The following is an 11213-nucleotide window of genomic DNA, read 5'->3' on the forward strand; positions in this document are numbered from 1 at the left end:
TGCATAATGAAAAGAAAATTCGTGATATTTTATAAATATTGGCAACATAGCCAATTCAAAAGAGCAAAAAATAAAAGGCGAAAGAAAAAAGGGAAAAACTTTTCCCTAATTAAGAGAAAGACAGTAGGAGATGGGAAGGCCAATCTTTATAGCAAAACAGGGAAAAGGACTGCATGATGGATTGAAAGGCGTTCCTATCAGCAGCCCTTTCCCTTTCTGGTGCGGGATTCCTGATCTCTTTTTTTCATGGGCCTTCAGGACATAAGGCGCCTTTCCTAGGACAGCGAAGGACCCCATCACAATATCCTCGCCCCTTTTCTTTCATTTTCATTTCTCTTATAATAGATACGGAAAGAAGGTGCCTTCATGAAGTCCATGACTTTATTTTGTATACTCACGGTTGTGGGAATTTCCCTCACAGCGACCCCCGTACAGGCAAAAAAGCCGGCCGCTGAGGTTCAGCAGGCCACAAAACATCAGCAGCAACCGCCCCTTTTGATGGACCACGCGCAGATCCATGCCCTAAATACCGCCATATCCCAAAAGATGGGCGGCCCCATCACAGACGAAACCGCTCCCATGACGGCAGAAAAGCTTAAAAGCGAGCTCCGCCGCTATCAGATGAAGCGCGCCTTATACCATGAGGGACGTCTCATGACGGAGAAAGAAAAGAAGGAACTTATCAGTTGCGCCTACGGACGCATTCCTTCTGTCATCCCCTTACGTTACGGGGTCACTGTGAAACGGACGGATCTTAAGAGTTTCCCGACGGGGATGCGTGCCTATTCGGCGCCTACGGACCGTGACTTTGACGTTTTCCAGGAAACAGCTGTCGATCCAGCCGTACCGGTCCTGATTTATCACGAGGATGCGACAGGGCGGTTCCTTTTTGTCCGCGCCTATTTTTACCGCGGCTGGGTGCCAAAAGAAAGCGTGGCCGAAACAGACCGCGCCACATGGCTGACGTATGCCGCGCCCAAGGAAAAAGCCGTCGTCACAAATAGGGTCCTTACATTGGGAAAGGGAAAAGACACAGCCCTTTACCAAATGGGAAGCTCCCTTCCCCTTGAAAAGGGCCATCTTCTCCTTCCCATGCGGGATCAGGCAGGCCGCCTTGTCATCCAAAAAGAAAAAGCGCGTTTTGATGACTCCCTGCACAAGGGGCCCCTCCCCTACACGGAAGAAAACCTGCTTATTCTTGCCCGGCGTCATCTCGGTGCGCCCTATGGCTGGGGCGGCAGGAAAGAAAGCGTCGATTGCTCGGCCCTCACGCAGGACGTCTATCGGTCCATGGGAATCGAGCTGCCGCGAAACAGCGGAGAACAGGCCCGCACGACACCGGGCGTTTCCTTTCAAGGGCTATCGCGAAAAGCGCGCCTATCGCTGTTAAAGACATTGCCTGTTGGAAGTCTCCTCTATATGCCCGGGCATATCATGATTTACAGCGGGGAAAAAAACGGGATCCCCATGGTGATCCACGCCTTGGGATCCAAGGGTGTCAGGGAAAAGGGCGCCGTTCGGAAAGTACCTGTCATGAAAGTCGTCGAAGCACCAGTGGAAATCCTGGGAAGCAGCGGCGTGACGCTGCTCATGAGGGTTACGAAGGGGATAGTGATAAGGTAGGAGGCTGTCAAGCTGTCACGAGCCTACGGCTCTCGCCGTCTTGCGGCCAAGGCCGCGGCTGTCAAGCAAAAGCTGGGAAAGATGCTCTGATGCTAAAAGACCGAAGGGCAAAAGACCTCACGGCGGCGCCAAAGCGTGTCCTTCACCTTACTGCCGAAACAAGCAGCCAGCAAGGACTGGCAGCCCGCACGATCTTTTGCCTCGGAGCTCGATGTCTCCGAAATCGAGCCGCCTTTGCCAAGGCGGAACGGCTTTCGCCGTCTCTAAGGCGAAAACACGAAGGCAAAAGACCCGACGCAAACAGTACGATGCAGCCTGCATCGTACCTAAGAAATAAAATAACTCAAGACAAAGAGCCCAGCAATGCAGCCTGCATTGCTGGGCTCTTTCTTTTCACTATGCCGTAGTTCCTGCGGCGAGGAATAAAAAAGGACAGTGCCGAAGCACTGTCCTTTTATCCGCTCTAAAGGGATTAGAACGTAACAACGAGCTGAGACCAGAGGGTCCGAGCATGCTTATCAGTTTCTTTACCCTTGAGGTCGTAATAATCAACGGAAGCAATCATGTTCTTAGCAAGGGTGACGTTGCCGCCAACTTTGTAACCCTTGAAACCTTCACCTGGGAAGGAATCATAGAGACCATCCATAGTATGGCTAATAACAGTCGGAGCGCCCTGATCATAATAGTTAGCATAAAGGCCCCAAGAACCAGGATCAGAAGCCTTTGCGCCAGCCCAGCCCATTTTTACGACATAACCATCATCATCGTAACCGGAAGCATCTTTACCATCACTGTCTTTCGCGCCCTTAAGAGCATCGTCATCGCCAGCAAGGTACATGCCGCCCAAATAGAACTTACCGGTATGATAGGTTGCACCGACAGTCCAAATCTGGTCATCATCCTGCATACCCATTGCAATTACATCATCAGCTTTGATGAAATCGGCTGCAAGATCCCAGTTACCCCATGTACCACCAAGTTCTGCCATCCAGAACTTATCAGCAGGAGAATCGCTGTCACCTTTGTAGCTAACCCAATCATTTTTATCCTTATTCCAATATTTAGTATCGGTATAACCATTACCAGCCATTTTACCATATTCTGCAGTAAGGTAAGCCTCACCAAAAGGAACCGTAGCTTTCACTGCATCAACGCGGTTATCATAAACATTACCATCAGCAATGAAATCATTATAACGGCCAGCAGTGATATTCACAACACCGATGTTACCGGTGAGGTAAGCTCTCTGGAAATCAGTGCTGTCATCGCCAGATTCATTCTGACCTTCAAAGAACTGCTGATTACGAAGCATGGTAACATAATGCCAGTTGTCGTTCACTTCGCCCGTAAAGAAGATATCCGTACGAAGTCTTGCCATGTCACTGTCATGATCTTCTACAGCCCCACCACTGTTTTCAGAGTAAGAGAGCTTTACCTTACCAGTAATCTTGACGTTGTCAGCGTTCTTTTCGAGTTTCGCTACGCGAACACCGAGGTTATCGAGTTCGTCAGCAAATTCGCCAACCAGTCTGTCATCAGCACCGATAGCGCCTTTAGCAAGGGCTTTGGCCACAATCTGAGCCATTTCATAACGGGTCATGGTGCGGTCACCTTTATAGGTGCCATCAGGATAACCATCAACAATCCCAGCTGCAGCCAGTTTAGCAACGGCTGCATAAGCCCAGTGGCCAGCAGGAACGTCGGAGAAGGGGTTCGCAGCAAAAGCGGTAGCGCTTACGCCGAGAGCCATGGCCATAGCAAAAACCAAACTCTTTTTCATTTTGTTCATCCTCCTTAAGGATCTTGGTGTTTCCCCAAGGAGTTTCCATCTTGCCAATTTCTTTATCGTGCGAGTGACCTTGTTTCCTCTACGAACCGAAACCGTCTCGATTTCCACTCCCTCAGGAACAAATGGGCAGGCCTTTTGCCTACACGTGAAGTATAGCACCTAGTGGATTGAACTTTCAAACGCGTCACATTTATTTCAAACTTTTCATGGAAATTTTTACCCCTCAATCATGATGAGAATTAGGTATTATGCTTCTTTTCTTTATATTAAAGCTAAGCGATTTTTTGACTCACAAGTCAGTATGTATCATCACGATGATTAGGTACACGGTTTATTCATTTTTCTACATAAAAAAGAGGACAGCGCTTTGCACTGTCCTCTTTTGAGTTTCTTTAAGAAGGAATTAGAAGCTGATAGCCAGTTCGGACCAGAGGGTACGAGCATGCTTATCGTTTTCCTTACCCTTCAGGTCATAGTATTCAACGCTGGCAACCATGTTCTTAGCAACTGTCAGGTTAGCACCAGCCATGTAGCCCTTGAAGCCTTCTTTTTCGAATTTATCATAGGCACCGTTCATGGTATGAGCAATAGTAGTCGGAGCACCCTGATCATAGTATTTGCCATAGAGGCCCCAGCTGCCAGCTTCGCTCTTCTTCGCACCGGCCCAGCCCATGCTGACAACGAAACCATCGTCATCATAGTTTTTGGCGTCGCCAGTCAGGAGGTCATCATCACCCTTGAGGTACATCGCACCGAGGGAGAATTTGCCACTGTTATAAGTAGCAGCTGCCGTCCAGATCTTGTTATCGCCTTCAAGGCCCATAGCATTTTCGTTGTCTACATCAATGTAGTTAGCAGCAAGATCGAAGTTACCCCAAGTGCCACCCAGTTCAGTCATCCAATAGGTATCACCAACGGATTCGTATTTATCTTCGCCATAGGTCTTTTCATTAGCCATCTTGCCGTATTCAGCTCTGAGGTAAGCAGCACCGAAAGGAACAACGGCCTTGATGCCATCGACACGGGTATCATAGATGTTACCATCAGCGATAAAGTCATTGTAACGGCCAGCCGTGATGTCGACTACACCGATGTTACCAGTAAGATATGCTCTCTGGAAGTCCGTATCATCATTACCAGATTCATTTTCGCCAGTGAAGTATTGCTGGTTACGGAGCATAGCCACATAATGCCAGTTGTCGTTTACTTCGCCCGTGAAGAAGATATCCGTACGGAGGTAGTTGGTATCACCATCAGCACCATTCTTAAATTGGCCACCGTCATTAGCCACGTTACGGAGTTTTACAGAGCCCGTAATCTTGACGTTGTCAGCGTTCTTTTCGAGACGAGCCACGCGAACACCGAGGTTATCCAGTTCGTCAGCAAATTCGCCAACCAGTTTGTCATCAGCACCAATGGCGCCTTTAGCAAGGGCTTTGGCCACGATCTGAGCCATTTCATAACGGGTCATGGTGCGGTCGCCTTTGTAGGTACCATCAGGATAGCCATCAACGATACCAGCAGCAGCCAGTTTAGCGACAGCTGCATAGGCCCAGTGGCCAGCAGGAACGTCAGAGAAGGGGTTAGCAGCAAAAGCGGTAGCGGTTACGCCGAGGGCCATTGCCATTGCAAAAACCAAGCTCTTTTTCATGTGTGTTTCCTCCTTAGGAAATAGACTTGCCTTTCCTAGGAAAACGATCCACCTCTTGATGGGGGTCCTATACGTGCGAGTGACCTTGTTTCCTCTACGCTGGATCCAGATCGCCAGGTTTTCTTTTTTCCTTGGTCCGGCTGAGTTGATTGCAGACGAGTTTCTGCTCCTATAGGGTACCATAGATTAAAGGTATTGTAAATCTTTATTTTGGCAATTTTGTGATTTTGTATCATTTTTACTCAATTGTTTCATCTACGATTGACAAAATCAGCAATTTTCCGCATCTTTATGAACTATGGTTCTATGCGCCTTACGTCCATTTTCATTGAGGATTATCAGAAAAATTATTCATCTGGTTTTTCTTTAATAATTATATATTTTCTATCAGAATATTAAATATCATAATCGCGATTTTATCACTTTTTATCCATTGACATCGCGATTTCTTTTATATTATTTTACAAGGTTATTTCCCTTCAGTTCACTCTATGATCTTTTTACTTATTATGTCCTAACTTTTACACTTTTATCTTCCTATTACCGCATTTATTTGTCTTTTCATTATATACAATCACGATATCTGTCCATTTTCCTCATTTCAATCGGTAGTATACTGCCGATAGCCTGTTATTCCCTACTTTCATACCTTTTAGGTATGAAAGTAGGGAATAACTTATTCAAGGCCAAAAGGTCCTCCCCCAGCAGGCTTTTTTAGGACGTTGGCGCCCCCTGCCCCGTTCGTCACGGCGCCCTTTTCCTAAAGCCGTCCCAGGTTCCCTCCCTGATTTAGTGTTTTACGCCCTTTTCTTTTCTCCTCACATCATAAGATAAACAAAAATGGGACCATGAAGAAATGATCCTTTCATTTCTTCATGGTCCCATTAGGATTCCTATGGTCTTTATTCTTCAGCAAGATCGAGATCGACGTCCTCGTCTTCATCATATTCAGCGTCTTCGTCGTTATGAGAATTGGCTTTCTTGTCGGCGGCTTTCACGTCGGCGTCTTTCTTTTCGTCAGCGGCGAGGGTCTTTTCCGTTTCGGCGTCTGCTTTATCATCGCTCTCTTTTTCTACAGCTTTCTTATCATCAGCCTTGTCCGTCTTCTTTTCACTTACGGCCGGCTTATCCACTGTATCAAGCTTATCCTCCCGTTCCTCTTCACTGGCAGGAACTGCCTGGACGCCTGCAGTCGATGCGCCTTGGAGCACGATTCCTTGAACGGTCGTATCTTCAAGGACCTGGACATAGGTGTTGCTGCCGGCCGGAATGGTCACTTGGGCTCCTTTGACAAAGGCGCCGCCAACAAGCCCCACCGGTCCAAAAAGAACCATGCCGCCAATGGAAGCACCGGCTGCACCAGCAACGGTCTTGGCCTGCTGTTTCGCTAGCTCCCCAACTGTCACAGGAATCTTTTCCCCGTTTACGGCAGTCACAGAGGAAAAGTCGATGTCAATGCGGGCATCGCGGCCAAAGATGCGGGGCTGTACCACTTTTTTGATTGTTGCATTGCCTCGGGCGCCTTTTGGCAGGACGAGGGCTTCCCCAACGTACACATTGTCATCGGCAATAAAATCGACTTTATCACCGGCCTGGGCCGTTTTACTGTTGATGTCTTCCATGAATTTGATCTTGATAAGGGAATCCTTCGGCAGCGTCACGGTTTGACGGGAAAGACTGCCTGAGGGGAAGGCGCTCTTTGTAAGGCGGGACAGGCGGGACAGAATTGTATCCTGCGTGTACTGGGTCCCAAACAGGTCCGTTTCAAGGTTCCCGATTCGGGTCTTCACGCCTTCATCACTCATACGGTCAGCAAACTGCCACTCAATGGCGTTCATCTGGGCAGCAATGGAAAGCTGCGTGCCGCTTGGCGTACCTTCAAGGCGATTATAGACGCGGTCCACACGGCTCATGACACTGCCGCTTGAAGTTTGCCCATAAAGGTCCTTTTCCATCTTATCCACACGGCTAACAAGCGACCCACTCTGTTCGGTCCCATAAAGGAACTGTTCGGATACACCCAGTTTATCGGACACAGTGCCAGAAGCAAGGGATTCAGCCGCAAAAGCCGGTGTAAGACAAGTGAGGCTTACGAGGGCGGCCATCATCATACTTAGGATTTGTTTTTTCAAGAGATACACCTCCGTCAGATTTTTCACACTGAAATTCTCCCCTCATTGTAGCATAAATGAAAAGCTTGCGGTAGTAAAACTAAATTTTTCACAGTTTGCTGACAACCGGTTAACGAGCCTGCCACGGCGCAAGAGCGGCTTTTATACTTTCTGCCATCTGGTCCATGAGTTCATAGCGGCGACGGTGGTTGGCCCGTTTGGAAGGCTTCAGTTCCGACAAATCACGGCGATGCTCCTCCAAGGGGATTTCATAAAAGCGCGGGTCCCGTGTGGGCGTGCCCCCACATTCCGCCCAGAAGTCGCCAAAATTAGTTTTGAGCTTGCGGTCCATACGGACATGATTCATGGCATAATACCCTGCATTGGTCACGGCATAGATGATTTCTGCCCCCATGAGGCCGGCTGCCGTGCGAAGACCATAAAAGATCAGGTTCTTGGTGCGGTAGCCAAAAAATTTCTTGGTCATGGCCTTGACAGCCTCGTTTCCTAAGGTCGTTCCCTGAAGGGCCCCCACAAAAAGAGCGGGTTTTCCCGTTTCAGGAGATAGACCAACCCAGAACATCATCTGGTAAAAGTCAAGGGATCCCCAATGGAGAACCAAAGACAGGCAGCCTTCCTTGCGCTGACCCGGATGGAACAACAGGTCCATCGTAAGAGGCTTTTCCTCAAAGGTATCGGCCCAAAGGGTGATCTTGTCATGGGCCTCGTAAATCTTTAAAAGAAAGTCATCCGTCAGGTGCGTTTCCAGATGGATGATGTGCTGCTTGATAAGGGCAATGCGGTCAGCAAAGGAAGCTCCTTTATAAAAAAATGCCCGTGTAGCCTGTTCCATGAGGCAGGGCATACCGGCCCGGATCCTTGCCCGTATCGGTGTTTCATGAAAAAAAAGCTGGAGTCCTTCCATTTCCCTTTGATGAAAATAGGTGCGTAGCAAAAAGATCCAGTAACGTTTGCGTTCCTTGAGATGTGAGCAGTTATAACAGGCGTGACCGGTTTCCCGAATCTCGTTCCAATCCATTTCTTCCATCCTTTCTTCGATGAGGCGTCCGCTTAAGAAAAAGGGCTGCAACAAGGTGAATTGTTACAGCCCCTTTCAGCATGTTATTTGTTGTTCTTGATGGCCTTGTTCAGTTCCCGTTTGCACAGGTACTGGAAGCGATTATGGGGATAATCGAACTTCGGATGGATGGCACCGGATTCACGTTCATCGCGGAAGCGGTAATGGTCTTCCTTGTAGCTGCCATTCAGCATGTTGATGGTGGCAAACTTTCCTTCAAAACGAAGTTTCGTCACCGGTTCACGGCGGAAATTATCTTCTTCCACGTCGAACTTGTCAACACTCATGGCCACAACGCAGTCAGCACCGCTGGCTTTAGCGATGGCTTCCAGGCCTTCTTTGGTAAAAAGGTTGTCCTGCTGGGCAAGGGCCGCTTTTCTTACGGTATCGGAATCAACAAGGTCGTATTCCGGATACTGGAAGAGTTCCGAAACTTCCGTACTGTAGGCAATGGGCTTGAGACCTGCGTCGTCTTCTACATTTTCACCGATGATGAGCGGCACGACGGCAAGCTTCATCGCAGCGTCAGCGCGGCTCATGCCGGGAAGGACGAGAAAAGCAGTGAAAAGCGCGGCAGCAGCCATTTTAAGGAATTTATTCATTTGTAGGGCCTCCTATTTTCTTTCAAGATGATAGAGCGATTGTACCATAAAATTAGGAAATTGACCATAGAGTCAATAAATTAGGCTTCTTTGCAGTAGGCAGCAGCGACCCAACCAGTCTCGCCGTTTTCCCTTCTGACGCGCAGCCAGTTCATGCCGCCGCCATCGGCAGCGTCGAGGATGGTGACCGTCTCCCCTTGTTCAAAGTAGCCCAGGACGTCGCCGTTAAGGCTGGCGTCGCCGCGCATGCGGACTTCCGTACCGGTAATGACGCCCTTGCGTCCATTTTGGACGGCACCGCTGGGAACGTTGTATTCATCAGCAACGACACAGTAATCGGCAGCTATCCAGCCGGTAGCTCCATTGGCACGGGTCACTTCATACCACTTCATGCCGCTTGCCACATCGCTTTTAAGGACGCTCAGGGCTTCCCCGTCATCAAAGACACCAATGATATCTTGATCAAGACCCGGTCCTCGTCTCATGCGGACTTCCGTTCCCTGGACATGGCCCGGGTTCCCCTGTACGGCAGGCTGCGCTGGCGCTTGCTTAGTAGGCTGTGCCGGAGCGGGGGGTTCCACGTCCGCAGACGGGGAAGTTTCTTGGGGTTCAGCCGGTGTTTCCGCAGCCGGTTGCTTTGGGGCCGGTGTTTCCGCAGCCGCAGCTTCATCCGTCTTGGAAGACGCCGCTTCAGGAGCGGGCGTTTCCTTCTTGGGTGCGGGAGCAGAAACCGTATCAGGCGGGATTTCCGACGCGGACAAGTTGACTTCTACTTCGCCCTCGCTCTTATCGAGAATGGAACCAGCGTGGTAAAGACCGATGATGCTTCCATCGTCATCGACATAATACGTATCAGGAAGGGCCTTTGCTTTTGCCGGATCAACGTCATACAGGTACTGAAGGCCGCTTTGGGTCCGATTTTCCAGATCGGTCCCGCTGTAATAATAGCTCAGGGGCCTCAGCTCGCCGGTCTTGCGGTCAAAAGTCATGCCCTGCGTTTCTTCAACGCCCATTTCCGGCGTCATGACGAGGGTCAGGCTGATGACGTTGTCGTTAGCCCGATGAACGTCATAATGGACCTTACCTCCGCCAAGGGTCGATGCTTCACTTACAAAAGAGGCCACTTTGCTCGAAAGAGCCGAATTGATCTTATCCGTTGCCGCCTTGGTTCCGCCTGTCACTACCGGGCATTCCACGGTCACGGATTGCTCCGTCCGCGTTACGGTCCGAACAGGCGCACTAACAGCGCTGACAGCTGCCCATGCGGGGACACTTGTTCCCAGGAAGGCGCAGCTCATGAGGATGGCCATTGTCTTTTTTAACATTGTGCGCAGTCTCCTTCTTCTTCCTTAATACCCCTATTTTACTGTATCTGTGAAGCAGGGTCAAGAATGGGACGCTTCCAGCGGTTCTTCTGCTTCAAAAAGGCACCGCTCCTCAAGGGTAACCGCGCTGCGCAGACTTTCCGTAAGAAAATGCGTCACGTCCCCCCGATCGGTGCGCTTACAGGTAAGGATAATGGTTGCTTGGGCATCATACTGAACATCTTTGACAGAAAAAAGCGCTTTGCCATAAAGATGGTTCAAGACCCGCCCCACATCATCAATGGGCCAGGTAAAGGCATAGTCCCCCATGGGAACCATGCGGGAAAGCCCTGCTGCCTTGATGGCTTCTGAAACAGCCTTGGCATAGGTACGGGTAAGGCCGCCGGCACCCAATTTGATTCCACCGAAATAACGGGTCACCACAGCAACGACGTTATAGAGCTCTTTTTGGCGCAGCACTTCAAGCATGGGCGCGCCTGCCGTACCCGCCGGCTCCCCATCGTCACTGGAGCGCTCCGCCCGGGGCTTGATGCCGACGATATAGGCCGTGCAATTATGATTGGCATCCCAATATTCTTTTTTGAGGGCCTTGATCTTGGCCTGTGCCTCTATTTCAGTAGAAACGCGGTATAAACTTGTCAGGAACCGGGATTTTTGGACCACAAGTTCCGTCTGGACATTGCGTGTGATGACGTACAAGGATGAAGGCTCCCTTCTGATAGATAGGGATATTATAGCATTTTTGGGGGCCGGCGCCAAACCGTCTCCCTATCGGTCGTGGGCGCCGAATTGATTTTTTGGTCACACGGGCCTGCAGCCGGATCGCGTTGGCAGTGTCTTGCGATGAGCGGGGCCCATCAAAAAATATGCCTCGCCAGCCGTTCGTAGGGAGACGTCGGGCTCCCCTTTTATTTTTACTCGGAGCAAAAATCGCTCCGATTTGATGCAGTTACGTGTCATCATTGGTTTAAAAAAGATATATCTGATGCCAATGATGGCATGCCCCGTCGCAAGAAGGTCCATACCACAATCTC

8 protein-coding genes are annotated in these 11213 nt (G+C 49.7%); 1 reads left to right on the forward strand and 7 read right to left on the reverse strand.

Going from position 1 to position 11213, the window contains the following annotated elements; translation table 11 throughout:
- The first annotated feature begins 366 nt into the window (after positions 1–366).
- Positions 367–1623 carry an SH3 domain-containing protein gene (locus HMPREF1246_RS07935; RefSeq protein WP_021737175.1) on the forward strand — a complete coding sequence of 419 codons (1257 nt, stop codon included), beginning with the start codon at positions 367–369 and terminating at the stop codon, positions 1621–1623.
- A gap of 472 nt (positions 1624–2095) precedes the next feature.
- On the opposite strand, the gene HMPREF1246_RS07945 is transcribed toward HMPREF1246_RS07935, so the two are convergent.
- The 7 genes from HMPREF1246_RS07945 to HMPREF1246_RS07975 all read right to left on the reverse strand — a co-directional run bounded on the left by HMPREF1246_RS07945 (position 2096) and on the right by HMPREF1246_RS07975 (position 10878).
- Complete coding sequence (locus tag HMPREF1246_RS07945; RefSeq protein WP_021737174.1) at positions 2096–3403, reverse strand: S-layer homology domain-containing protein; 1308 nt, start codon at positions 3401–3403, stop codon at positions 2096–2098.
- A 412-nt stretch (positions 3404–3815) separates the two neighbouring features.
- A complete protein-coding gene (locus HMPREF1246_RS07950; protein ID WP_021737190.1) occupies positions 3816–5063 on the reverse strand; it encodes an S-layer homology domain-containing protein in 1248 nt (415 codons plus the stop codon).
- 902 nt (positions 5064–5965) lie between these two features.
- The gene (locus tag HMPREF1246_RS07955) at positions 5966–7204 is read right to left on the reverse strand and encodes a hypothetical protein (RefSeq protein ID WP_231368265.1); all 1239 of its coding nucleotides are present in this window, start codon (positions 7202–7204) and stop codon (positions 5966–5968) included.
- 100 nt (positions 7205–7304) lie between these two features.
- Entirely contained in the window at positions 7305–8264 is a 960-nt protein-coding gene (locus tag HMPREF1246_RS07960) for a VirK/YbjX family protein (protein ID WP_231368264.1), read from the reverse strand.
- 32 nt (positions 8265–8296) lie between these two features.
- Positions 8297–8854 carry a hypothetical protein gene (locus HMPREF1246_RS07965; protein ID WP_021737206.1) on the reverse strand — a complete coding sequence of 186 codons (558 nt, stop codon included), beginning with the start codon at positions 8852–8854 and terminating at the stop codon, positions 8297–8299.
- A gap of 80 nt (positions 8855–8934) precedes the next feature.
- The gene (locus tag HMPREF1246_RS07970; protein ID WP_009015947.1) at positions 8935–10179 is read right to left on the reverse strand and encodes an SH3 domain-containing protein; all 1245 of its coding nucleotides are present in this window, start codon (positions 10177–10179) and stop codon (positions 8935–8937) included.
- 60 nt (positions 10180–10239) lie between these two features.
- Complete coding sequence (locus HMPREF1246_RS07975; RefSeq protein WP_009015946.1) at positions 10240–10878, reverse strand: YigZ family protein; 639 nt, start codon at positions 10876–10878, stop codon at positions 10240–10242.
- Between the last annotated feature and the right edge of the window lie 335 nt (positions 10879–11213).

Origin of the sequence: Acidaminococcus sp. BV3L6, from assembly GCF_000468835.1 — a bacterium.
GTDB classification, from domain to species: Bacteria; Bacillota; Negativicutes; order Acidaminococcales; family Acidaminococcaceae; genus Acidaminococcus; species Acidaminococcus intestini.

Bases quoted from the DNA above. Each gene is read 5' to 3' on its own strand.
- HMPREF1246_RS07935 (WP_021737175.1), top strand. From the start codon at position 367: ATGAAGTCCATGACTTTATTTTGTATACTCACGGTTGTGGGAATTTCC.
- HMPREF1246_RS07945 (WP_021737174.1), bottom strand. From the start codon at position 3,403: ATGAAAAAGAGTTTGGTTTTTGCTATGGCCATGGCTCTCGGCGTAAGC.
- HMPREF1246_RS07950 (WP_021737190.1), bottom strand. From the start codon at position 5,063: ATGAAAAAGAGCTTGGTTTTTGCAATGGCAATGGCCCTCGGCGTAACC.
- HMPREF1246_RS07965 (WP_021737206.1), bottom strand. From the start codon at position 8,854: ATGAATAAATTCCTTAAAATGGCTGCTGCCGCGCTTTTCACTGCTTTT.
- HMPREF1246_RS07970 (WP_009015947.1), bottom strand. From the start codon at position 10,179: ATGTTAAAAAAGACAATGGCCATCCTCATGAGCTGCGCCTTCCTGGGA.